General features: G+C 37.7%; 18 protein-coding genes. 10 read left to right on the forward strand and 8 right to left on the reverse strand.

Going from position 1 to position 24,540, the window contains the following annotated elements; genetic code table 11:
* Positions 1-460 precede the first annotated feature (460 nt).
* Positions 461-1,312, forward strand: a complete 852-nt coding sequence (locus tag J8L70_RS11070) for a DMT family transporter (RefSeq protein WP_211055643.1) — start codon at positions 461-463, stop codon at positions 1,310-1,312.
* A gap of 6 nt (positions 1,313-1,318) precedes the next feature.
* Here J8L70_RS11070 and J8L70_RS11075 read toward each other — a convergent pair whose 3' ends face one another.
* A complete protein-coding gene (locus tag J8L70_RS11075; protein WP_211055644.1) occupies positions 1,319-2,164 on the reverse strand; it encodes a methyl-accepting chemotaxis protein in 846 nt (281 codons plus the stop codon).
* Between the two features lie 69 nt (positions 2,165-2,233).
* Complete coding sequence (locus tag J8L70_RS11080) at positions 2,234-3,112, reverse strand: cache domain-containing protein (protein ID WP_211055698.1); 879 nt, start codon at positions 3,110-3,112, stop codon at positions 2,234-2,236.
* 634 nt (positions 3,113-3,746) lie between these two features.
* Here J8L70_RS11080 and J8L70_RS11085 point away from each other — a divergent pair.
* The 3 genes from J8L70_RS11085 to J8L70_RS11095 all read left to right on the forward strand — a co-directional run bounded on the left by J8L70_RS11085 (position 3,747) and on the right by J8L70_RS11095 (position 9,059).
* Entirely contained in the window at positions 3,747-4,502 is a 756-nt protein-coding gene (locus tag J8L70_RS11085) for an SDR family NAD(P)-dependent oxidoreductase (protein WP_211055645.1), read from the forward strand.
* A 468-nt stretch (positions 4,503-4,970) separates the two neighbouring features.
* Positions 4,971-7,385 (forward strand): TonB-dependent receptor, encoded by a 2,415-nt coding sequence (locus tag J8L70_RS11090; RefSeq protein WP_211055646.1) that lies wholly within the window; start codon positions 4,971-4,973, stop codon positions 7,383-7,385.
* 93 nt (positions 7,386-7,478) lie between these two features.
* Positions 7,479-9,059: a sulfotransferase gene (locus J8L70_RS11095; protein ID WP_211055647.1), complete on the forward strand. Its 1,581-nt coding sequence runs from the start codon at positions 7,479-7,481 to the stop codon at positions 9,057-9,059.
* Positions 9,060-9,123: 64 nt separating this feature from the next.
* On the opposite strand, the gene J8L70_RS11100 is transcribed toward J8L70_RS11095, so the two are convergent.
* Positions 9,124-9,372: a Rho-binding antiterminator gene (locus J8L70_RS11100; RefSeq protein ID WP_211055648.1), complete on the reverse strand. Its 249-nt coding sequence runs from the start codon at positions 9,370-9,372 to the stop codon at positions 9,124-9,126.
* Between the two features lie 185 nt (positions 9,373-9,557).
* Here J8L70_RS11100 and J8L70_RS11105 point away from each other — a divergent pair, with 185 nt between their 5' ends.
* Entirely contained in the window at positions 9,558-9,734 is a 177-nt protein-coding gene (locus J8L70_RS11105; protein WP_211055649.1) for a DUF6435 family protein, read from the forward strand.
* A 140-nt stretch (positions 9,735-9,874) separates the two neighbouring features.
* Here the strand turns inward: J8L70_RS11105 and J8L70_RS11110 are convergent, their stop codons facing one another.
* From J8L70_RS11110 to J8L70_RS11115, 3 genes are all read right to left on the reverse strand, one after another.
* Complete coding sequence (locus J8L70_RS11110) at positions 9,875-10,492, reverse strand: LysE family translocator (protein WP_211055650.1); 618 nt, start codon at positions 10,490-10,492, stop codon at positions 9,875-9,877.
* A gap of 196 nt (positions 10,493-10,688) precedes the next feature.
* A complete protein-coding gene (locus J8L70_RS16125; protein ID WP_282098176.1) occupies positions 10,689-10,820 on the reverse strand; it encodes a hypothetical protein in 132 nt (43 codons plus the stop codon).
* Between the two features lie 52 nt (positions 10,821-10,872).
* Positions 10,873-13,332 carry a prolyl oligopeptidase family serine peptidase gene (locus tag J8L70_RS11115; RefSeq protein WP_211055651.1) on the reverse strand — a complete coding sequence of 820 codons (2,460 nt, stop codon included), beginning with the start codon at positions 13,330-13,332 and terminating at the stop codon, positions 10,873-10,875.
* Positions 13,333-13,638: 306 nt separating this feature from the next.
* Here J8L70_RS11115 and J8L70_RS11120 point away from each other — a divergent pair, with 306 nt between their 5' ends.
* Both J8L70_RS11120 and J8L70_RS11125 read left to right on the forward strand, forming a co-directional pair.
* Positions 13,639-14,862 (forward strand): glycosyltransferase, encoded by a 1,224-nt coding sequence (locus tag J8L70_RS11120; RefSeq protein WP_211055652.1) that lies wholly within the window; start codon positions 13,639-13,641, stop codon positions 14,860-14,862.
* A 120-nt stretch (positions 14,863-14,982) separates the two neighbouring features.
* Positions 14,983-16,209, forward strand: a complete 1,227-nt coding sequence (locus tag J8L70_RS11125) for a threonine/serine exporter family protein (protein ID WP_211055653.1) — start codon at positions 14,983-14,985, stop codon at positions 16,207-16,209.
* Between the two features lie 9 nt (positions 16,210-16,218).
* Here J8L70_RS11125 and J8L70_RS11130 read toward each other — a convergent pair whose 3' ends face one another.
* Positions 16,219-18,303 (reverse strand): HAMP domain-containing sensor histidine kinase, encoded by a 2,085-nt coding sequence (locus J8L70_RS11130; protein ID WP_211055654.1) that lies wholly within the window; start codon positions 18,301-18,303, stop codon positions 16,219-16,221.
* A gap of 206 nt (positions 18,304-18,509) precedes the next feature.
* The gene (locus J8L70_RS11135) at positions 18,510-18,920 is read right to left on the reverse strand and encodes a hypothetical protein (RefSeq protein ID WP_211055655.1); all 411 of its coding nucleotides are present in this window, start codon (positions 18,918-18,920) and stop codon (positions 18,510-18,512) included.
* 262 nt (positions 18,921-19,182) lie between these two features.
* Here J8L70_RS11135 and J8L70_RS11140 point away from each other — a divergent pair, with 262 nt between their 5' ends.
* From J8L70_RS11140 to J8L70_RS11150, 3 genes are read left to right on the forward strand one after another with little or no spacing between them, the layout of a single operon-like run.
* On the forward strand, positions 19,183-21,543 hold the full coding sequence (locus tag J8L70_RS11140; RefSeq protein ID WP_211055656.1) for a TonB-dependent receptor: 2,361 nt from the start codon (positions 19,183-19,185) through the stop codon (positions 21,541-21,543).
* 24 nt (positions 21,544-21,567) lie between these two features.
* Positions 21,568-23,721, forward strand: a complete 2,154-nt coding sequence (locus J8L70_RS11145; protein ID WP_211055657.1) for a bifunctional TVP38/TMEM64 family protein/FAD-dependent oxidoreductase — start codon at positions 21,568-21,570, stop codon at positions 23,719-23,721.
* Between the two features lies 1 nt (position 23,722).
* Complete coding sequence (locus tag J8L70_RS11150; RefSeq protein ID WP_247664785.1) at positions 23,723-24,535, forward strand: DUF547 domain-containing protein; 813 nt, start codon at positions 23,723-23,725, stop codon at positions 24,533-24,535.
* The last annotated feature ends 5 nt before the right edge of the window (positions 24,536-24,540 follow it).

The raw sequence follows: 24,540 nt of genomic DNA on the forward strand, positions 1-24,540 counted from the left end.
AAGAAGCTGTTCAGTCTTTAGTCGTATGCATTAATAGCAAAAACTAAAGTTGTGAATTATTTTATAAACATATGTTTAACATAGTGTATTTTAACGCTTTGATATCAGTTCGATAAAAGTCACGATTGATATTTTGTTGAATTTACCAATAATCGCAACTGGTAAACCAAACTGTATGACAGAGAATAATAAACACCATAAACATTGTCAACCAATAATAACCCACCTACATTACCAAGAACTCTATTTAGTAATAATAAAAAGCGTTAGTACAGCCGTTAGTTTACTGTTTTTTATAAAAAACTAATTAAATCGATATCTTAGTAACAGTTGTTAATTATGTTAATATTAAACATAATCAAAACTGGGGTTTGGATGAAGTATTTTTTGCTTACTTCAAATCATTAAAAAGTTAACATTACAGTGACTGCAAACTACGACTACTAATTCAGAGATATCGATGCGCTTTAAACTTCCTCCTTTTTTAACTGCCATTTTATGTGTTTTATTTGCCATGATGACCATACAATCAGGCGCATCATTTGCTAAACAGCTATTTCCTCTTATTGGTCCAGAAGGCACAACAGCAATGAGGCTCGGCTTTTCAGCTTTAATATTGTGTTTTATTTTCAAACCATGGCGTTCGTTACCAGCCCAAGGTAAACGTATGAATATTATAATATATGGTCTCTCTTTGGGCGGTATGAATATTCTTTTTTATTATGCTATCGAACGAATACCTTTAGGGATTGGTGTTGCTTTAGAATTTACGGGCCCATTAGCCGTTGCTTTGTTATCTTCTCGTTCAAAGCGGGATCTCTTGTGGGTTGTGTTTGCCATTTTAGGCATTATTTTGTTACTACCGGATATGAAAAGCGACCAAAGTTTAGACCCGCTCGGTGTTATTTTAGCGTTGGCTGCAGGCGCATGTTGGGCTGGTTATATATTATTTGGAAAAAAAACAGGAATGCAAGGTTCTGGCGGGCAAACGGTTGCTCTAGGTATGACTGTAGCAGCTGTTGTAATTGTCCCTTTTGGTGTTATTTCACAAGCCAGCTCATTCACTTTGGCGATTATTCCTTTGGGGATCGTTATTGCGGTGCTATCAAGCGCGCTACCCTATACTTTAGAAATGGTTGCACTGCGTAATATGCCATCACAAAGCTTTAGTATAATGATGAGCTTAGAGCCTGCAATTGCAGCACTTGCAGGCTATATTATTTTGGCTGAGCTACTTACATTTTGGCAGTGGCTTGCTATTTTGCTAGTGATTTTTGCTTCTATAGGAAGTAGTCTTTCTCCTAAAAAATAAGCACTTTTATTGTAATTTAAACTGCCCAACAATCGCGCTGAGTTGGGTATTTAAATCGGCAATATCATCAATCTCACCATGAACCGTTTTACCATTTACAGTTAAATCGGCCACCATGGTGTGAATACAATTCATATTTTGAATAATACTTTGGATCACTTGGTTTTGCTCGTTAGCTGAGGTTGATATTTGTGTACTTAAATCGTTGATTCTCTCAACAAAGTGATTCATTTGCACTAAATTCTCTGAAATCCCAACCGCTTCAGTCACTGTTTTACTACTGGTGCTTTTTGTTGTTGAAATAGAATGCACAACGGTATCAGCCCCCGCTTGTAATGTTTCTAATGCAGCTTCTATTTCACTGGTGCTCGTTTGTGTTCTTGCAGCCAGCGCTCTAACTTCCTCGGCAACGACAGCAAAACCTCGGCCTTGCTCTCCTGCTCTTGCAGCTTCAATAGCGGCATTGAGTGCTAATAAATTGGTTTGATCGGCAATAGAGCCGATAACACAAAGGATAGAACTGATTTCTTTTGTTTCTTCACTCATACAAATAACATTATTTGCTGCAGTATCGACTTCTTCTGCTAGTTGATTCAAGCTAGTTTGTGCGCTATCAATAGTGTGCCTCGACACCTCACCTGCGTTATTTGCTTCTTGCGTATATTGCGCGGCATCAGCGGCATTTTTCGCAACAAGTTCAGCAGTGCTGCCTAGCTCATCCATTGCAATAACCACTTGATTCGTTTCTAGTTGATGCTGATCTAAAATCTGCGTGTTAGTGTGTGAGTGAGTCCGCAAATTTGTCACCCCACCAGAGAGCTTAGTGGTCACAGCTTGTACATTTAACATCATGGCATTTAAGTTACCAATAAAGTGATTAACACCCGATGCGATTTCACCTAAATCATCATTACTTTTTACCTAAAGAGTTTGCGACAAGTCACCGCTACCTTGCGATAAATTAAGTATTAAGTGTTTTAATGCGATTACGGGTTTATACACTTGATTTAATACAACGATAATTATTAAAATAAACACAATCGCTATACCTAATGCCCAGCAATACTGCTCTATGGTGATTCGATCGACTTTGTTCAGTGCTATATCTCTATCAACAACATTAATTAAAAACCAGTGACTGCCACCAATTAAATTTATTTTATTAGAAAAGATTAATTGCGACACCCCTTCTACTGTTTGTTCGTTATAAGATGTACTTGCATTTAATAAAGTGGATGATAAGGATGAAAAATAAGGGTGTGTTTGAATTTGTTGTTGTATTTTAATATTTTTATCGGTGGAAGCTAATACCATCCCCTTTGCATCAACAATATAAGATGTTGCACCTGAAATCACATTCACGCCTTCAAGTAATTCATGTAAATTATTTAGCCGTATATCAGCTAACAATATGCCATTTTTAATGCTCTGCACGGCACCAAGTAATAAGCTTCCTTGTTTAGTAACAAATACATCACTTAAGGCAAAACCATTTACTTTTTTACCTAATTTATACCAAGGTCGACTACGTGGATCATATTTCTCTTTTATCCCAACCCCACCTGGAAACGTCTTCTTTGAAGGAATAGAAACATAAAATCGCCCATCATCAAAGCCCAAAGTAATCTTATAAACCCCTGAGACTTTAGCTGCAAATGCCACTTGTTTTTCATGGGCCAAATCATTTTGATTTGTTGCATATAACTCAGCTAAGTCAATAATTGGCTTAGCATTATTTTTAATATATTGCGCTATATTATTGGTTTCATATTTAGATGACGTTTTAATATTGAGTATCAGATCATCGGTTTTTTATTTTTGATAATTGATATGTGGATATAAAACTTGTCATACCAAGCGCTAAAACCAAACAGCTAATAACCGCTAAAATCAGCGTATTTTTAAAGCCGAATTTTCCCATCATGTGCCTACCTACAATGTCAGTGTGTTAAAAATAAAAACAATGTTGTTAATGTGTGTGTTTTTATTTACATAATACTAAACCATAAAGTAGGGACATGCTTACGTCTAAACAAAAATAGTAACTTAAAAAATATTACCAATACTTATGTACTACAAATGATTTATAGGTTGTTATTTTTTACATCTAGTTGAGTAAAAATTTTTATAAAGCTTATAATTTTTTATCTCTATAGAAACAGAAGCATAAAAAAAAATACCATTTAAAATTAGTTAGTTAAATTAAATATTATCTATGTCTTAGTCAAAACCGCCACCTTATTACCAATAAGCTTTACCAATAATTAAAAATAAACTTACCAATCACTTTACTTTACATTTAAAACCACTAATATTTGCTTTACAAGATTTGCGTCAAAGATGCTTTATTTTTTAATTTTAGCAAGTCGGCGATACTTTCCTAATAACAATATTAGGTTAATTTTTTAGTTAACTAATCAATGAGAATTATAATATGTCTAAGAAAATTGCATTAATCACAGGTGCTACGGGTGGAATTGGTTTCCAAGTAGCGAAGCGTCTTGGTCAAGATGGTTACACTGTTGTTCTTAACGGAATTGAAGATGAAGTTGGTGCACAACGTGTTGCTGAATTAGAAGCAGAAGGTATCGAAGCACAATACTACGGTTTTGACGTAACTAACGATGAAGCTGTGACTGAAAATGTAACGGCCATTGGTAATAAATATGGTCAAATTGACGTTGTAATTAATAATGCAGGTGGCTTAGGTGGCCGTAGTCCAATTGAAGAAATGACGACTGAGTTCTTCCGTTTTGTAATGGCTCTTAACCTAGACAGCGCATTCTTTGTATCACGAGCTGCTATTCCTTTTATGAAAAAAACAGAAGGTGGTTCAATCATTAACTACACTTCTAATGCAGCATGGAATGCAGGTGGCCCAGGAGCGGGTATCTACGGTACATCTAAAGCGGCTGTACATACTTTCACTCGTGCACTTGCTAAAGAGCTTGCTCCTGCAGGTATTCGTGTTAACGCAGTATCACCTGGTACTATCGATACACCTTTCCACAAGCAAATTAAAGAAACTAAGCCTGAAGTATTTGCATCTTGGAAAGATAGCATCATGCTTGGTCGTTTAGGCCAGCCTGAAGATGTATCTGGCGTTATCTCTTTCTTAGTAAGTAAAGATGCAGCATTCATCACCGCAGAAACAATTCAAATCGGCGGCGGACAAGCACTGGGTATCTAGTATATAAGCTAATCTAAATGTAGTTTATTTAAGTACCTAAATAAAAAGCCATATAATTATTTATATGGCTTTTTTCGTTATCTTCGGTAATAACTGACTACTTTTTCAACATGATTTTTTTTCAACATCATAATAATTAGCCGCTTAAAAATGCATAGTTATTTACAAAAAACAAAACCACTTTATTTTTTAACAAAACAAAATAAACTGCTTATAAAACCCTCTATATCGTTAAATTATTTAAACAAACTACTAAAAAACAAATAATCCACCTAAAACCTCCGTACTTATTAAATTAACTTTACAATTTAATAACTTTGAACACTTTATAATCACAACCCCGAGTGAATATAGATAAACTTAAAATGAATTTTAATTCAGGGCGCATTTAAGCTATTTAATTTTTTAATTTATGGTTAGACTAAAGTCTCAAACAAATTTTATAAAAATATCTGGGGATAAATTTTTATGCTTAAACCAAGCTTACTTGCTTTAGCAGTAACAAGTGTGTGCTCTACGGCACTTATGCTACCAACTTTTGCTGTCGCTCAAGAAGAAACAGCCAAAACAGAAAAGTCACTCGAAATTATTGAAATAACTGCAACACGACGCAGTGGTTCGGTTCAAGATGCACCGCTAAATATTACAGCGCTTGATGCAGACATTATGAAAAACCAAAATGTAAGTGAGTTGGCTGATGTAGCACGTTGGGTGCCTGGTTTAACTATTACAGATCAAGGTGGCCGCGCAGGCTCACCAATCATTGTTCGTGGTTTAAATACCAATTCATCTGGCCCGTCTTCTGATGGTGGTACTGTTGCTACTTATATTAATGAAATTCCTGTTTCTATCGATATGCGCCTTGTTGATGTAGACCGCGTTGAAGTATTAATTGGCCCGCAAGGTACATTATATGGCGCAGGCACTTTAGGTGGCGCCATTCGCTACATTCTAAAAGAGCCAGAACTAGATTTTACGTCGGTTGAAGTATACGGCGATATGTTTCAAACCCAACAAAGTGACTCGATTGGTGGCGAAGGTGGTTTTATCGTCAATATTCCACTTATTGAAGATGAGTTAGCTGTACGTGCAAGTTTAAATTTATATGAAGACCCAGGCTTTATTGATTATGCATACACCGTTGAAGAACCCGGCGTATCATTACCCGATCCTGATTGGAGCGACAGTGGGGCAATTGACGATAACTTAAAAAATGTAAAAGATGCCAATGGTGAAAGCACCCAAACAGGTCGTATTTCAGTACGTTGGAAGCCCAACAATGACTTTGAAGGTACCTTAAATTACTTCTATCAGAAGCAAGAAAGTGAAGGCCGTTCAATTGTGCATTACAATAGCTTAAACGATGAGAACGGTTTAAGTGATGTTATTGGTAAGTATGAGTCAGCTTATCGCTACGAAGAGCCACGTGAAAAAGAAGACCAACTTTTAAGCCTAGAATTAAAAGCCGACTTAGGCTTTGCTGAGCTAGTTTCAGCTACAGGTATTTCACATTTTGAAGCTGATGGTCAGCGTGATCAAACCGATTTATTAATACGTTTAGATTATGGATACGAAGAGTTTCCGTCATTTTCTGCATTCACTCGTGAAATAGAAGAAGTAGATACCTTTACGCAAGAGCTAAGATTAGTATCTCAAAGTGACAGTCGTATCAATTGGATTGTCGGTGCGTTTTATAACAAGTACGAATCAGATGCTTCAAGTGAAGAGTTTACACCTGGATTTGGTGACTGGGCGGTAGATAACTTTGGTGCTGATCAGTCTCGTCCTGATGAATTAGAATACTATTCAGTAGATCGTACAACAATTACCGAATCAGCTATATTTGGTGAAGTAGGTTACCAAGTAACTGAAAAGCTTGATATAACAGTTGGTGCACGACTATACCAATACGATGTAGAGTCTGAATCTGCAGTCGATTTTCCATTGTTTAATACATTGTTTGGCGGCGCAGGACCTGAGGATATCACCCTTGCTTTTGAACAAAACGAAGCAGACGATAACGGTAACTTATTTAAGTTTAATGCTAAATACCAATTTACAGACTCAGTAATGGGTTATGCCACTATCAGTGAAGGCTTTAGAATAGGTGGTTCAAATGGCTTAGCACCGTGTCCAGATCCATTACCAGCAAACCAAGCCGGTTGTGGTCAACCTGAAGAGATGCTTTACGATGCTGATACCACAACGAACTACGAGCTTGGCTTTAAAAGCACATGGTTAAGAAGTCGTTTACACTTTAACGCCGCTATCTTTAATGTAGATTGGGATAATGCACAAGTTGCAGGAGCAACAGAAGTAGGACAACTTCCTTATATCTCAAATGCGGGCACGGCAAATGCCAAAGGGTTAGAGTTATCAAGTCGTGCGGTATTATCAGACTCGTTTTCAGCTTATGCGACGTATGCTTACACTAAAGCTGAGCTAACATCAGATGCACCATTCTTATTTAACTCAGATGGCACAGATGGCGCTGTATCAGGCGATAGATTACCAGGCTCTCCCGAGCATCAGTTCTCGTTAGGGCTAAACTATCAAACGGATGTATTTAACGATAAAACCCTTGATATTAACTACGGTTTAACAGCTCAAAGCGATATTATTTCGACTGTTGGCTTACATGATGATGGCGAATCAATTCCAGGCTATAGCTTAAGCAATATATCTGCAAAACTAACTGCTGACGAATGGTCTACAACATTGTATGTTAATAACTTATTTAACAAATATGCGGTCACTTCAGTACGCCGCTCAGATGCAGACATTACAACGGCTAACGGCGCAGAAATACAGCGTAACTATGGTCATTACATAAATAAACCTCTCACTGTCGGTGTTAAATTTAACTATAAATTTGAAATATAACGACCGTTATATTTTATTTAAAAGGCTCAAATTAATTTGAGCCTTTTTATTATCAGGTTAAAATACACTCCTAACATAATCATTATAAATAATATGCAGCCAGATCTTACACAACTCCATCAAAGTGCGATTAAATTTTTAAACCAAGGTAAAATAGAGCAAGCCCATAGTGCTCTAGTGAACTTAGTGACAAACAAACCTGACTTTGCTGATGGTTACTTTTTACTGGCGATGGTTAATTTACGAGTTGGGCAAATATTTAAAGCCATTAAACTCATAGAAAAAGCACTTATGCTTGGCCAAAGTATTGAATACAGTGCACAATTGGCAAAGTGTTATGCCTTAACGGGAGAACTGACTAAAGCAAAAAATACCGCCCTTGCTATCAATGTTAAATCTATAAAAAAACCGCTTGATGCGGATACTTTAGGCGTAGCACTCACTCAAGCAGGCCTACACAAAGAGGCTCTTAGTTATTTTAATTGTGCTATCACATTGGCTAAATCTATTAATAAACCGCAACCACAGTTTTATTATAACTATGGAGTTAGTGCAAAGTTTTTAGGCTTATTTGATAACGCACAAGATGCATTTGAAAGTGCAATAACACTTAACCCACTTCATCATCAAAGTCACTTTGCGTTGAGTGATTTAACCAAAGTAACAAAACATAATAATCATATCCCGCGGTTAAAATACGTATTTGAGCAAGTAACACACCCCGATGAAAAACTTCATATCGGCCATGCCCTCGCAAAAGAGTATCAAGATATTGGGGAATTTGGGCATGCATTTAACAGCCTACAACAAGGCAAAGCAGCAAAAAAAGCAAGTAAGCCATTTGATCATCACAGTTCAACCGAATTATTTGCGCATATTACTCAATTAAGTAATCAAAACACGAACGTAACCGTAGAAGGGAATTTAACAAAAGAACCCATCTTTGTTTTAGGTATGCCTCGCTCTGGCACCACTCTTATTGAACGTATTTTATCAAGCCATAGCGATGTACAATCGGCCGGAGAACTCCAAGATTTTGGCCTAAGTGTTAAAAAGTTAAGCCAAACACACACACCTCACGTGCTCGATACACAAACACTCACTAAAGCATATGACATTGATTTTAAAGAACTTGGTACCACATATTTAAATGCAACTCGGGTAACAACCGGCAGTCATAAACACTTTATTGATAAACTACCGTTTAACTTTTTTTATATCGACTTAATTACTAAAGCACTCCCAAACGCTAAAATAATTTGTATGTTACGCGACCCAATGGATACCTGTATTGGTAACTATCGTCAGTTATTTACTATAAATAACCCCTACTATGCCTACTCACTCGATTTACTCGACACGGCTAAATTTTACAATCGTTTTTATAAGCTAATGCAACACTTTAGTGCGATACATACCCATATAAAAATAATGCATTACGAAGAGTTAGTGAACAACCCAGAGCAAAAAATCAAAGAGCTAGTGAGTTTTTGTGATTTACAGTGGCAACCGCAATGTATTGATTTTCATTTAAATACCGCACCCGTATCAACTGCAAGTAAAGTACAGGTGCGCCAACCTCTTAATAATAAAGCGATTGGTCGCTGGAAAGCATTTAAACCGTACACCGACGAAGCACATGCTTACTTATGCTCTAAAGGGGTATATAAATAGTACGATAAAATGGTTGGTTTTTAGAAGTAACCGATTAAATATGATCATTCGGTTATAAAATAAGCTAGGTAAAACGCACTTCACTCATATATGTATTTTTAGTATTTACTTTTATTAAGCTAATGTCGGTTAACACTATCAACTCAGTATTATCATCGGGTAAACTTATTTTAAGACACTCAATGCGCTGTGAGTTTCGTGCTGTATCTAAAGCTATCCCTGTTATACAGCGTCCATTTAATAAATACACCGATACACAAAAGTGCTTCATGCAAAGTAATTCAATACTATCGTAAAGCTGACACGTAATCATAAAACCCCTTTATTTATAATTAAACACCTTATTTAATCTACATAGTATCAAAGCATGTAATTGTTAGGTTAAATCAACCTTAGAAACCGAAAATTAGTCATTGTGTAAAATATATTTAATGAGCGATAAAACTAAACACCGAGCAACTACGTATTACTAGCATTAACTCACAAGGGTAAATTTACATGTTCTCACTATTTAAAAAAGATCCAATTAAGAAATTAGATAAACAATATTTTGCTAAATTAGAGCAAGCAATGCAGGCACAACGAAAAGGCGATATGAAATTGTTTGCAATGATCACCGCCGAAGCAGAAAAAATTAAAGATAAAATTACCGAGCTACAAAATAAGCAAAGCTAATAATGCTGTGTACTTTTTTACTCCTGCCAATTAAAGCTAAATAAAAGAAATATGTCGGTATTAACCCACCTATATTAGTTTTTAGATCTGATTTATTGCTAGTAATTGTCAGGTGTAAGCATAATTTGGCTAATGCGAAGCTAGGTTGTTGCTAACCAGATACCGACAACCATCATTAAACTGCCAGCAATTCGATTCATCCAAATAATATTATTGCCCCGGCTCAAAAAATGCTTTAGCGTTTTTCCGCCGCTGGCATAAACCAACATACATAAAAATTCGCTCAACATGATAACAACCACCAGCATAGACAGCTGCGGTGCAACGGCATAATTAATATTGATAAACGGCGGTAGTAGAGAGATCATAAACGCCCACCCTTTTGGATTTGCAATGGCAGTAACAAAGCCTTGAGATAATAGTGAATACTTGCTTACATTTTTTGAATCTTGGTTTTCAACCGCTAAACTTCCTTTATCACGGTACATATTAATGCCAATATAAATTAAATAGGCACCACCCAAATATTTTAAAATAGTAAAAATATCTGGATAATTAAGCATAACACTCGCCACACCTAAAACAGCAGCAAACGCCACGCAAGCAACACCACATACTTCACCTAGCATCATCCATAAAGTACGACGCACACCAATACTCATCCCTAATGTCATGGCCAACGTCATACACATGCCGGGTGTGATCGACACAATAAAAAAGGTAGGAATAAAAACGGCTAGTGCTGTTACATCTATCATTAACTCACTCTTAAATTAAAATTAGCAGTACAGATCCTGTAAGCGCAGCATACATACGCTCACTTTGCACGGGTAAAGTGCGGTGAGATTAAGCGTGGTCTTCTGCTTTCACAGTCCTGTACTGACGTTATGGTGTCGAGACCACCGCCTCAGTTTGAGCTGGATTACCAGTATTTAATAAATACTTATCTAGCCATTACTCTTGCTCCCAAAGCACATGTAATAAACTCTTACGAGCTCGGTAACCATGCGCCTCATAAGGTAGCATTACTAATCGTGCTTCTTTACCTAGCCCTTTTAATGCGGCGTACATACGCTCACTTTGCATGGGGAAAGTGCTGTGAGATTAAGAGTGGGTCTTGTTCCCTCCTTAAAATGCCTTAGTTCACAGGGGTTTCTGCCTCTATAACTTTCGTTCCAGCTTGCACTTCATCAGTCAACAAGTACTTATTTAACCACTGCTCTTGTTCCCAAAGCACATGTAATAAGCTCTTACGAGCTCGGTAACCATGCGCCTCATAAGGTAGCATCACTAATCGTGCTTCTTTACCTAGCCCTTTTAATGCAGCATACATACGCTCACTTTGCATGGGGAAAGTACCTGAATTAGGGTCTTCTTGACCATGGATCATTAACATCGGTTCGTTAATTTTCTCGGCATGAAAAAATGGTGACATATTGGCATATACATCTTGCGCTTGCCAAAAATCACGTTCTTCCCCCTGAAACCCGAACGGAGTTAAAGTACGATTATAAGCTCCACTTCGAGCAATACCGGTTTTAAATAAATCACTATGAGCCAATAAATTAGCGACCATAAAGGCGCCGTATGAATGCCCTGCAATAGCAATTTTATTTTTATCAGCAATGCCTTTGTTAACTAACACATCAACCGCCGCTTGTGCACTGGCAACCAATTGTGTTCTAAAGTTATCATTTGGCTGCGCTTCATCAATGCCTACAATTGGCATTTTAGGATCGTCAAACACGGCAATCCCTTTAGCTAAGTATGGCATTGGCCCCCAGTAACCAATATACGTAAATTCATAAGGCGACTCTCGTACCTGAGAGGCAACCGCTTTATCTTTATATTCAAGTGGATAAGCCCACATTAAAACCGGTAAAGGCCCTTGTGTTTTATCATAACCGGGTGGCAAATAAAGCGTACCCGAAAGCTCAACATCGTCGTTGCGTTTATAACGTAACAACTCTTTTTTAACTCCTTTGAAAGCAGGATAAGGATGCTCAAAGTTAGTTAACTGAGTAAGGTTGTCATCATCTAAATCTCGTATAAAGAAGTTAGGTTGCTCTGTTTTAGACTCTCGAATAGTAATAAAACGCTCACCATCATCATCTAATAAAGCGCGCACACGCTCATAATATGGAGCCTGTGATTGCCATACTCGTTTAGTACTATTTGTTTTAACATCGTAGCGGTCTAAAAATGGGATATTCCCCTTTTCAGAAGCACCGTTTCCACGTAAGTAAATATAACGGTCACCAACAATTTTTATTACATTGGCACCTAAATCATTGCGCTCATATATCACATCACCAGGGTTGTTATAGGCATCATTATAACTACGCTCAGAAAATAGAATGCGGTTTTTATCGGCATAACGAGGATTAATAATAAAAGTGCGAACTTGCCTATCGCTAAAGCGCCAATCAGTTAACATCGCAACTTGATCATTGCCCCACTCTATACCTGCATAACGGCGCTCTACTTTAGCAAATAATTTGGGTTCACGCTTAAAAGGAGCACGTAAGCTATATAAGTAATCGTGATATGGCACATCGGTTTTCATATCACCGTTATCTTGTGCTTGTGCCCAAATAACTTCAGCCCCTTTATCTGCTCGCCATTCAAATTTTCGCGCTCCAGTGCGAACACTGTCATAACCTTGTGGGATATTATCGCCAAGGGGTTGTTTAGCTAGTTGCGCTAATACATGTCCACGCATCCCAAGCACTTGCCATGTTGTGGCAAAACGTGAGTACGGTACTTGATAAGAAAAAGGCTCATTAATAGTCGCGACTAATATATTGTTTGAATCAGGAGAAATCGAGAACGATTTATATAACCCTGCCCGACCAATTTGTTGGGTATTACCATCTAAAGTAATAAAGGCCAGTTGACCTTGCCCATAAAACTTAAATTGTGCTTCATCAAATGGACTGGTTAACAAGTTTTGATAAGTCCGTGCAGGTGCTTTTTCACCGGTGCTTTGTTGAATGACTGGAACAACATTTTGGCTATTATTGATTAGTTTTGGCTTATTTATATTAACCGCTAAATTAGCAATAATCGCGCTACTATCAGGTAACCACTTATAAGGATTTGCACTTAACACCGAGTTTAATGGTGTTGGGCTTAATTGCTGCGCTTGTTTGGTATTTACATTATAAAGCCACAAATTAGCAGACTTTTTTTGCTCAACAACAAACGCTAAATACTGGCTATCGGGTGAAAAACGCGGTGAACGGATAATCCCATCTGGTAAATTATTTATATTAAACACGGTACCAGTTTCTACGTGTTTTATTTGAATTGCACTGTATTTTGCACTTACGCGAGAGCGAGAAAAGTTAACTGGATTTAGCTTAATTCCCGCTAATTTTAATTCACTTTTTGCTAATTCATCTAACGACACAACACGCTTGCGCTCAAAAAGTGCGAGCCATTGCCCATTACTCGACAAAGCGCTTCTAGGTGCTAATTTTGCATCAACTAATGCTGCTAATTCAGCAGATGGGGTTTGATAGCCTTGTTCGGCATAACTACTAGGTAACAATATAAAAGTACATAGCAAGGCAATACATAGCCGAAAAGCGTTCATATTTTATCCTTTTTTAATTATGTTTGGTTAACCTGTGTATATAACCATGTTTTACACAAGCGATAAAGTTTTTAGGGTGTATTACCTTATTTTTTAAGCTAAAATATGGCCACAATAAAATAGGTTATATATCGTTTTTTAAAACATACAGCCGATTGCAGTTGGGCAGTAATATTGCAAAACATTAATTTAGTTATGATATTAATGAGCATATAATTATTTTATCGGTACACGGTACAACTAACCGACTGGCCACATCTGAAACAACACCGACTAATGTCACCTTACAATCAAAAGAGTTTTATAATGAAAAAAGTTCTGGTCATTGGCTATGTTTGGCCTGAGCCAAATTCTTCTGCTGCCGGCACACATATGTTGTCGTTGCTCAACGCCTTTAAAGCACAAGATTGGCAAGTAGAGTTTGCCACACCAGCTCAACGTACTGAGCATATGGTAAACCTTGATGACTATGGCATTACGAGCCAAAGTATTGCGCTAAATTGCGAAACCTTCGATAGTTATGTGCAAGCATACAACCCCGATATCGTTATGTTTGACCGTTTTATGATGGAAGAGCAATTTGGCTGGCGCGTTGATAAATACTGCCCCAATGCAATAAAGATACTCGATACTGAAGACTTACAATGTTTGCGTAATGCGCGCCACGAGGCACATAAAGCAAACCGTAGTTTTAATCACAGCGACTTACATTCAGATATCGCAAAGCGCGAAATAGCGGCCATACTGCGTTGCGATTTAAGCTTAATTATTTCAAGCTTTGAAATGAACTTACTCAGCGAAGTATTTAACGTTGATGCTGGTATTTTGCACCACTTACCTTTTATGGTCGATTTAGCAGCTCTACCCAGTTGTACTCACCAGTACGAACAACGCCAACATTTTATGACTATTGGTAATTTTAGGCATGCTCCAAACTGGGATGCGGTACTTTATTTACAAAAAATTTGGCCATTGATTCGTAAACAATTACCTAAGGCTGAGTTACATATTTATGGCTCGTACCCGCCTCCAAAAGCCACGGCGCTTAACAATCCCAAAACCGGTTTTTTAATTAAAGGCTGGGCTGATGACGCTTATACGGTGATGCAAAATGCACGTGTGTGTTTAGCTCCACTGCGTTTTGGTGCGGGTATTAAAGGCAAACTTCTCGATGCTATGATCATGCAAACCCCCAGTGTGACAACCGCTATTGGTAGCGAAGGCATGCACAACTCATTACCATGGCCGGGGGTAATCGCAAACAATGAGCAAGCAATTGCTGATGCCGCTGTTGCACTTTATAACAATAAAGAGCAATTTAATACGGCACAAAATAACGCAACTCAAATATTAAATTCGCAATACGACAAAGCAAAATTAAGCGCTGCACTGATTGAAAAAATCACCGCCATTGACACGAATTTAACCGCGCATAGAGAGTCTAATTTCACAGGACAAATGCTCAAACATCATACGATGCGCAGTACGCAATATATGGCGCAATGGATTGCAGAAAAAAATAAGAATTAAACCGAAAATAATCCTAGACAAGTATGAAATTGTGTTTAAAATCCCGCCACAAAGCGGGTAGTTTAATCTGTATTGCCTACATTATTAGTTATTTTATTTTAGACTTGGTTTATAAACGATTTGAAAAGTGCAACGTTTACAGAAAAGCGAAAATTTATTGTTAAATTAGGCAAGATGCTTCATAAATATGGCACGCCAGCCTATCGCTTAGAAGCTCACTTAGACGAAGTGGCCACTTATTTGGGACTGAAATCCTCATTTGTGATGTCTCCAACATCGATGACTTTTGTTATTTGGACTGATGGCCATGAAGATGAATATACCCATGTAGCTCGTGTAGACCCTGGCGAGCACGATCTTGGCGCTTTATCCGATACCGATGCATTAGTTAATAGTATGCTGCTTGACGATTTAAGCGTGCAAGAAGTAGATGAGCAATTAGATGCCATTTATAATATGCCAAACCCTTATAATAAAGTAATAACAGGTATTGCTTTTGCCACCTCGGGGGGAGCATTTGCCATGCTTATGGGGACCAGTTGGCACGATGTAATTTGGTCGGCTTTACTGACATTTATTGTGTACCTATTTGTAATGTGGTCTGCTCGCTCAAAACGAGTTGCTCATATGTTAGAACCCTTAGTAGCAATAGTTTCAGCCGTACTCGCTTGTGCAATCAGCATTTATATCAGCCCCGAAATAAATATTAGATTAGTGGTGCTGTCGGCCATTATTGTATTTATACCCGGACTTGCTCTAGCGCTTGGCTTAGCCGAATTATCTGCACGACATTTGGTATCGGGAACGGCACGCGTAATGGACTCACTGATGTTGTTGTTTAAATTATACTTCGGTGCATTTATAGGGATAGGTATTGGACTTGCAATGTTTGGTCAAGCCGATTTTATACAGCCCGAACCCCTGCCCAAATGGACTGCTTGGTTAGCTATATTTATGTTATGTAGTAGTCTTGTTGTCATTTTTAGAACCAAATTTAAACATGCGGGTTGGTCTATTGCGTCTGGATTTATCGCTTACGGTACCAGTATTGGTTCGGCTATGTATTTAGATTATACCTTAGGTACCTTTGTTGGTGCGCTCTCGGTAGGTATATTTAGTAATTTATTTAATCGTATTGTTAATGCTCCTGCATCCATTGTTGCTATGCAAGGGTTAATTGTATTAGTACCTGGAAGCAAAACTTATATAGGGCTCAATTCGCTTATAGAAGGCCAAGACTTTGTGCACGCTGAACATATTGGTCAACAAACATTTTTAATTTTTATGTCGTTAGTCGCAGGTCTTATTTTTGCCAATGTGGCTTTACCGCCGAAAAAAAGCTTATAAGCGTGCCTTTTAATCGTTAGTAAACTCCCCCTGTTTAATCGGTGTTTTTTTATTCACATTATCAGGGGCATCAATAGGAATACTAATATGGACAAGTGTTCCTTTGCTTTTCTCGCTAGTGAGCTTAATGCTGCCTCCTAATAAGTTAGTGACTATGTTATGCACAATATGAAGGCCTAAACCACAGCCCCCTCCAGCGCCGGGGGTGGTCGTAAAAAAAGGGTCAAATATTTTATTTAAATGGCCTTTATCAATCCCTTCACCATTATCTTGAAAAACAATATCAGCGTGATTACCATCGGCTGTAACACTGACTCTGATAACCCCTGATTGTGTTTTGGCAAAACCGTGATGTACGGCATTGTGATACAGATGATTCACTACTTGAATGAGCTCTTGCGGGTATGATTCAACTAAAAGGGTGTTGTCGCTGTTAAATTCATATTTAATATCCCTTCGCTCTGACTTTTGATTTAGCACTAAGATTTTGGCACCTACTACTTTAACAATATCAAATTTCTCACGTTTGGCTGATATATGATCAACGGCTACTTGTTTAAACTCTTCAACTAATGTGATTGCTCTTTGAGTGGCTGATAATAATAACACCATTGATTCATCAAAATGCTTCTCGAATTTAAATACATCAGATTTACTTAAGGTATTTTTCAATAAGTTTTCAAAAAACGTTGTAATCCCTTCATGCATCGATGTTGTTATTGTGATGCACACTCCTAATGGCGTATTTACTTCATGGGCAACCCCTGCAACTAATGCATTAAGCGACGTTACTTTTTCTGTTAATGCCTGCTTCTCTTGATTAATTAATTTCTCTTGGGTAAGTTGTAAATCAGCCAGAGCTTTATTTGCTTTATCTCTTTGTTTAATTAATTCTTTTTCCCTTTTAAAATCTAATTTGCGTAATTCATCAAGCTCTATTAATTCTCGCTGAAAACCAAGAATATGCTCTACGATACTGCCTAACTCATCATCTTTATTATAACTATCAAGCGTTTTTATATTTCTCTGACCTGCTCGAAGAGAAGCAATTGCTGTGGTCACAAATTTTATAGGGGTAAAAACACGTTGATGCGCATACGCAAAAGTAAGCAGTAATAATGAACAAATGATTAAAGATAATAAAATAATGATTAGTAAGGTCATAATCGCTTTATTATTTAATGTATTCACAGAGTTTTTTACTGTTTCTCTTCCCTCATAAGCCAATGCATCTAATAATGTATCGGTGTAATAAAACGTAGTTTGCTCTAATTCGTTAACGGCCTTTAATGCCATCGCTTTGCTGCGAGGGTCGTATTGTAAAAATATACTTTCACCTTGCTGTATTAACTTTTTAAACAAGGTTTCAATTTCCGCTACCTTATTGATGTTATATTCTTTTCCACTAATATCTTTTAATTGATTTAAATATAGTTGAAAGTCTTTATTGTGACTTTCAAAGCTTGCCTTGGCTTGGGTATCTCCTAATACAAAACGATTTAAGTCATTGGTTATATCGCCCGCTATATCAACCAATTTTAAATAATACCTGATAACCGATAAATGAGTTTTCAACATGTCATTATTTAAGCTTGTTTGTGCGACTTCGATTTCCTGAGCAGTAAATTCATCTAAACTATGCTCTAAAGGCTGAGCGACACTGGTAATTAAAGATGTAATATCATTAATTGCTTGCTGCTCATCTACAGGGGAATATATGTTAAATACTGAGTTTTTAGCGGTGCTATGAAATTTTTCAACTAATGTATCTATTTCAGTCAGCGCTTTATGATGCTGTGTTTGGTGTGGTATTTTATCGCGATAAAGACCAAGCTCATTATAGTTTGTATTATAACGCTCAGTGACTTCACTTTCACCAAGCAAATACTCTAATAAGTTCCCATTCATGTGTACTAATTCTTCAAACATCAATAAAGCGTTTATTGAAAATGGTAAATCGTTTTCTACGATTCTTTCAGAGGTGCTTTTTATTTGATAACTTAAAAAACCGATAATAAGTGTAAATACAATGACCATGAATCCACTTAGCATTAATACTAAACGTAGTCTGTTCGCTAAAGAATTTGTTTGCATTTGCAACTCTAAAAATGTGTACCTATTTTAGAATGTAGTCGATTTTTATGAAAACAAAATACAAATGACGTATTTTATTTAACTACTTTGTCAGTGAAGTGCATCACGTATGCAAAAGTTATGATGAAGAGAATGATGAAAAACTAAAGCAGAATAATAATATAGGTAAACACACAAAGGTGCATTTACCTACAATGTTAATGTCGTTACACAGTATATTTAACGTCTTGATCACGTAAAATGTAAAGTGCAAAACACGCAGCCCACATAGGCCATGCAGTAAAGAATAATAAGTTATTAAAACCATCGATATACTGGTTGTATGACGAAAGTGTAGATAAACCATGCATAACAAAGATAATGCCGTAAGTAATACGCTTTTTAATACCCGCAACAAATGCTAATACTAAAATTAATTGCAGCGCACCTAATACATAAGCCACGATATCTGTAGAACCACTGATCCCATAAAAATGCTCAAAAATACGCGCACTATGACCTGGGTTTACAAACTTATCGAATGTCCACATTACCATTACAATAAATACACTGATACGTAGAGATAATAGTGACCACTGAAGGCGGTTTTGTACATCTGAGCTAATCGGGGTTGTCATTAACATTCCTTAAAATAAAAATAAATAAACTTTCATAGTAGCTAGACCGTATAAATAAATATTTATTTCATCTAAATTTTTATTTTTGTTAAACACGCTTTTTTATTGCCCGTTTTAAACTAAAGTCTATTAATTAGTGATATTAAATAAGTAAAAACAATAATCGCGATATTTAAGTACAATAAGTTAATTAAACGTGAAATAAATATACAAGCACTTCGGTCTACCTAGCCGATTTAATTAAAACTGCAGTGAGAAACTTTTGAAACAAACATATTTGGCAATTGCATTAGCAACGACTTTAAGCACACCGACCATCACGAGCGCAGCTCAAGCACCAAACAACAATAAAAATAATAATATTGAACGAATTGAGGTTGCTGGCCAAGTCGTTACATCACAAGGACTCTCTGTTAAAGATGCCACAGTAAGTGGACCATTTGGCGATAATTTAGCACTACAAGATATTGCCCGCTCTGTCACACCAATTTCTAGCGAATTAATAGAACAACTTAATATTACAACCTTACAAGATGTCCTTGCTGTGAGCCCTAACACCTATTCAGCAAGTGGCTTTGGAGCGCCCAGCTTACCGACTATTCGTGGACAGTTGGGGGAATTATTTCAAGATGGTACACGCCGCCAAGCAGGTAACAATGGCTTTGGTGTGCCTTTATCGTTTAACTCAATAGAACAAATAGATGTGGTAAAAGGTGCTCCTCCGGTATTATTTGGTTCGAGCCAGCGTAATGGCGGCTTTGTAAATTTACATTCAAAGCAGGCTTCGACAACACAAAATAAAGGCAAAGTAAGTGCCTCAGCTGGCAGCTGGGATAATTACACTGTACTGGCAGATTACAATAACGTAATACAAAAAGATAAAGCGGGTTTACGTGTAAGCTTAGAGCATGTAGATAATGGAAGTTTTTATGATTATTCGGCCACTAAAAGCGATAGTTTATATGCAGCACTGCGTATTTTACCTGATGATAAAAGTAGCTGGGATATAAATTTTGAGCTGTATCAAGTTGAATTTACAGATAATGCGGGTATTAACCGCCCAACGCAAGCACTCATAGACGATGGCCTTTATATTACGGGCCAAGGTGTACAAGCTAATGGCAGTACGGTACCAGCTGCAGGCTCTATTGTCTCACCAACCGGTTTAGTCGAAATCGACCGTAGTACCGTATTAACCGATCCAGATAACATAAACGAAGCAACAACGTACTTATTGCACAGTATTTATAAACGCGAGTTAAGTGATAAAGCGTCGCTTAAAAACATTACGTATTTTCAACATTTACAACGAGAAGAAATAGCACAAAACAGTTTTGTAGAAATTATAGATGGTGCCGATACTGCGCAAAATCGTACCGAATTGAGCTATCAATATAACAACAATCAACACACCATTTTTGCTTTTGATGTTCGCTACAACAAAGTGCTTGGGTACAGCCAATTTACAACAGAAGCTGATTTACCTATCGACTTAACGGGTCCAATTAGTAATCGTCGTATTGCCCTTACTGATGCACAAAAAGCACGCTTAGTTGAGTTAACACCAGGTGTATTTGTATCTCCTGGCGCACAATACGACTTAGATAATGACGGCAACGGCGATTTCAACTTATCAGATACCACCGACTCTCGTTCGTGGCAAACTGGGTTTGCAATTCAGCATGATTCAGATTGGAGTGATGCATTACACACAAGTATCGGGTACCGATTAGATTACTATGATGTCGAAGCACGCGATCCACTTGCCCCACAAGGTATAGAAGCAGCAAGCGACAGTATTAACGATACTCTTCACTCAGGTCAGTTAAGCTTCAATTATCAAGTTAACACTGATTTTACCGCTTATGGCGCAGCCAGCTATAACGAAGCCACTTCAAATAGCATGGCAGGAGGTACGGCTTTAAGTAGTGACAACACCATTAGCGAACAAAATTTCGCCACCGAAAATACGTTAGTTGAATTTGGTGTTAAATACGCCCCCAGTGATAATGACTGGTATGCCGATGGCGCTATTTTTAGCCAACGTCGTAGCTTACGCAACCGTGATGGAAGTAATACAGGTATTCGTACAACAGGATTTGAAAGCCAAGTTTTTTATGATGCTTATCCATATTGGCTATCACTTGGCTATAGTTATATAGATGCTCGTTACGATAACTCTGCAAGTAGCCAAGATTCAGCGCAAGTAATTGATGCATTTGATGACTCTCGTGCGGACATTGTCGTTGGTACGAGTATCGGTGCACCAAGTTTTACTGCTTTTGCACCATCGAACCGTCAAGTACAAGGTATTCCAGAGCAATCTTTTAGTATTAATGGCAATTATTCAATTAATACGAAATGGCAAGCGGGTTTCTCAGGTCTATATACCAAGAGCTACCCATTAGATTTTTTGGCAACCGTTAAAATACGTGATCAATATACTTTAAACGTAAATACAAGTTACGCATTTACTAATGCAACAAAACTACGCTTAGATATAAATAATGTCACCAATCAAGAAAACTGGCGCCCTGTATTTGAAGGCGGTTACTTTGGCGCAACACTGGCATTTCCTGAGTTGCCAATAAACGCAAAGTTAACCCTTTCGCATAAATTTTAAGATAAGACATAAAAGAGAGAGAACATGATAAAAAAACTTTTACTGGTATTGATTGCAGCAGTGGCTATTGGATTGTTCTTTCACTTTAATTTGCACCAACTCCTCACCCTTGATGGCTTAAAAGGCTCGATGGATCAATTTAGCGAATATAAAGCGCAATCGCCTTTCCTCGTTATTGGCGGGTTCTTTTTGTTATATGTGTTGGTGACTGCTTTATCACTTCCCGGAGCCGCTATTTTAACGCTAGCTGCTGGCGCACTATTTGGTTTAATTGAAGGCTTATTAGTGGCCTCTTTTGCCTCAACCGTTGGTGCAACACTGGCCTTTTTGGTGTCTCGTTATTTACTACGCGACTCTATTAAACAGCGTTTTCCAGAGCGTTTAGCTGCCATTGATGCGGGTGTAGAAAAAGAAGGCGGATTTTACTTATTCACGCTGCGATTAGTGCCTGTATTTCCCTTCTTTTTAATTAACTTATTAATGGGCGTAACCGCCATTAAGTCGTGGACTTTTTATTGGGTAAGCCAAGTCGGTATGATCGCAGGCACTTTTGTGTTTGTTAATGCAGGAACTCAATTGGCTCAAATAGAGAGCTTGTCGGGTATATTATCATTTAATCTAATTTTATCATTTGCTTTATTAGGGGTATTCCCATTAATAGCAAAAGGAATACTAAACATGTTAAAAAAACGTCGTGTATATAAAAATTATACCAAACCTAAAAAATTCGACCGTAATATGATTGTGATCGGCGCGGGTGCTGGTGGGCTTGTAACAAGCTATATTGCAGCAGCTGTAAAAGCAAAAGTAACATTAATCGAAGCCGGTGAAATGGGTGGTGATTGCTTAAATTATGGTTGTGTTCCAAGTAAAGCAGTCATTAAAAGTGCAAAAATTGCAGAGCAAATTCGCCATGGTGAACATTACGGTTTAGAAAATGCAACACCACAGTTTTCATTTAAAAAAGTAATGGCTCGTGTACATCAAGTTATTGCCGATGTTGCACCGCACGACAGTGTTGAGCGTTACACTGATTTAGGCGTTGATGTTGTTAAAGGCTACGGTAAATTAATAGACCCTTGGACAGTTGAAATAAAATTAAACGACGGGGGCACGCAAACCCTTACCGCGCGTACAATTGTTATTGCCACTGGCGCACGTCCATTTGTTCCACCACTACCAGGAATAGAAGAAACAGGTTACGTGACCAGCGACACATTATGGAGTAAATTTGCTGAGCTAGATGAAGCGCCAAAGAAATTAGTTGTCCTAGGTGGCGGCCCTATTGGTAGCGAACTTGCACAAAGTTTTTCACGTTTAGGCTCAAGTGTGACGCAAATTGAAATGAGCGAACGCATTATGATCAAAGAAGACCTCGAAGTGTCTAAATTTGCACATGAGGCGTTAGTTGAAAGTGGCGTAAACATTTTAACTTCTCACCAAGCGCTTCGTTGTGAATCTCGCGACGGTAAAAAATATATTGTTGTAAAACATAACGATACCGAAATAGATATTGAATACGATGAGTTATTATGTGCAGTAGGTAGAAGTGCTCGCTTAAAAGGCTATGGCCTTGAAGAGCTTGGAATTGAAACTAACCGTACAGTTGTGACCAACGAATACCTTGAGACGCTTTACCCTAACATATACGCCGCGGGTGATATTGTTGGCCCATACCAATTTACTCATGTGGCAGCACATCAGGGATGGTACGCCGCGGTTAATGGTTTATTTGGGCATCTTAAAAAGTTTAAAGTAGATTACCGTGTGATCCCGTGGACGACCTTTATTGACCCTGAAGTTGCACGAGTCGGTTTAAATGAACAAGATGCGATTGATAAAGGCATCGATTACGAAATAACCCGCTTTGAGTTTGAAGAGTTAGACCGAGCTATTACCGATAGCGCAACCAAAGGCTTTATTAAAGTAATTACACCTAAAGGCAAAGATAAAATCTTGGGAGTCACGGTGGTCTCTGAGCACGCTGGCGATTTAATTGCTGAGTTTGTACTGGCTATGAAGCATGGTTTAGGCCTTAATAAAATACTAGGTACTATTCATAGTTACCCTACATGGGCCGAAGGTAATAAATATGCTGCCGGCGAGTGGAAACGTGCACACGCACCAGAAACAGTATTAAATTGGTTAGAAAAATACCATGCATGGCGCAGAGGTTAATATGATAAAGCAAATAAAAACAGCCGCTTTGTCGTTAGTTTTGAGTACGATGTTATTAACATCATACTCAAGCTACGCGCGAAGTATTCATACAGCTTGGGATACTTTACTTAAAAATAATGTAGTGAGCATTAACCGTGGCCACAGCACCGAAGTAGATTACGCTGCAATGGGAGACGATCATAAAGCGCTTACTCGTTATTTAAATTCGCTCAGCGCTATTTCAGAAGCTGAATTTAATGATTGGAGCAAACCTAAGCAACTGGCATTTTTAATTAATGCTTACAATGCGTGGACCGTAGAGCTCATTTTGACAAAATATCCAGATCTTGAGTCGATTAAAGATTTAGGCAGCTTTTTTAGTTCACCGTGGAGCAAAGAGTTTATTCCTCTGTTAGGTAAAACACGTAGTTTAGATGAAATTGAGCACGAGCTAATTCGTGGCAGTGGCAAGTACAACGATCCACGCATTCACTTTGCTGTAAATTGTGCCAGTATTGGTTGCCCAGCATTAAGAGAAGAAGCCTATACTGGTGAAAAGCTTGAAGCACAGCTTGATGAACAAACAAAACGTTTTTTATCTGACATGACACGTAATGTAGTGCAGCAAAACGAGTTACAATTATCGTCTATTTTTAAATGGTATGGTGATGACTTTAAAATGGGTTTTAGAGGGGCTAAAAGCCTTAATGAATTTATTTTACAATACCCTAATGCCATTAAATTAATACCCGCACAACAAAAAGCATTAAAAATAGATAAAATGAAAATTAAGTTTTTAGATTATGATTGGAAATTGAATGCCGCAATGTAACGGCA

The organism is Pseudoalteromonas sp. MMG010, from assembly GCF_018100905.1.
In the GTDB taxonomy this organism is placed as follows: Bacteria; Pseudomonadota; Gammaproteobacteria; order Enterobacterales; family Alteromonadaceae; genus Pseudoalteromonas.

What these genes read in the sequence shown, in the direction of transcription:
- J8L70_RS11070 (WP_211055643.1), top strand. Translation starts at nt 461, where the DNA reads ATGCGCTTTAAACTTCCTCCTTTTTTAACTGCCATTTTATGTGTTTTA.
- J8L70_RS11075 (WP_211055644.1), bottom strand. Translation starts at nt 2,164, where the DNA reads ATGATGTTAAATGTACAAGCTGTGACCACTAAGCTCTCTGGTGGGGTG.
- J8L70_RS11085 (WP_211055645.1), top strand. Translation starts at nt 3,747, where the DNA reads ATGTCTAAGAAAATTGCATTAATCACAGGTGCTACGGGTGGAATTGGT.
- J8L70_RS11090 (WP_211055646.1), top strand. Translation starts at nt 4,971, where the DNA reads ATGCTTAAACCAAGCTTACTTGCTTTAGCAGTAACAAGTGTGTGCTCT.
- J8L70_RS11095 (WP_211055647.1), top strand. Translation starts at nt 7,479, where the DNA reads ATGCAGCCAGATCTTACACAACTCCATCAAAGTGCGATTAAATTTTTA.
- J8L70_RS11100 (WP_211055648.1), bottom strand. Translation starts at nt 9,372, where the DNA reads ATGATTACGTGTCAGCTTTACGATAGTATTGAATTACTTTGCATGAAG.
- J8L70_RS11105 (WP_211055649.1), top strand. Translation starts at nt 9,558, where the DNA reads ATGTTCTCACTATTTAAAAAAGATCCAATTAAGAAATTAGATAAACAA.
- J8L70_RS11110 (WP_211055650.1), bottom strand. Translation starts at nt 10,492, where the DNA reads ATGATAGATGTAACAGCACTAGCCGTTTTTATTCCTACCTTTTTTATT.
- J8L70_RS16125 (WP_282098176.1), bottom strand. Translation starts at nt 10,820, where the DNA reads ATGCAAAGTGAGCGTATGTACGCCGCATTAAAAGGGCTAGGTAAAGAA.
- J8L70_RS11115 (WP_211055651.1), bottom strand. Translation starts at nt 13,332, where the DNA reads ATGAACGCTTTTCGGCTATGTATTGCCTTGCTATGTACTTTTATATTG.
- J8L70_RS11120 (WP_211055652.1), top strand. Translation starts at nt 13,639, where the DNA reads ATGAAAAAAGTTCTGGTCATTGGCTATGTTTGGCCTGAGCCAAATTCT.
- J8L70_RS11130 (WP_211055654.1), bottom strand. Translation starts at nt 18,303, where the DNA reads ATGCAAACAAATTCTTTAGCGAACAGACTACGTTTAGTATTAATGCTA.
- J8L70_RS11135 (WP_211055655.1), bottom strand. Translation starts at nt 18,920, where the DNA reads ATGACAACCCCGATTAGCTCAGATGTACAAAACCGCCTTCAGTGGTCA.
- J8L70_RS11145 (WP_211055657.1), top strand. Translation starts at nt 21,568, where the DNA reads ATGATAAAAAAACTTTTACTGGTATTGATTGCAGCAGTGGCTATTGGA.
- J8L70_RS11150 (WP_247664785.1), top strand. Translation starts at nt 23,723, where the DNA reads ATGATAAAGCAAATAAAAACAGCCGCTTTGTCGTTAGTTTTGAGTACG.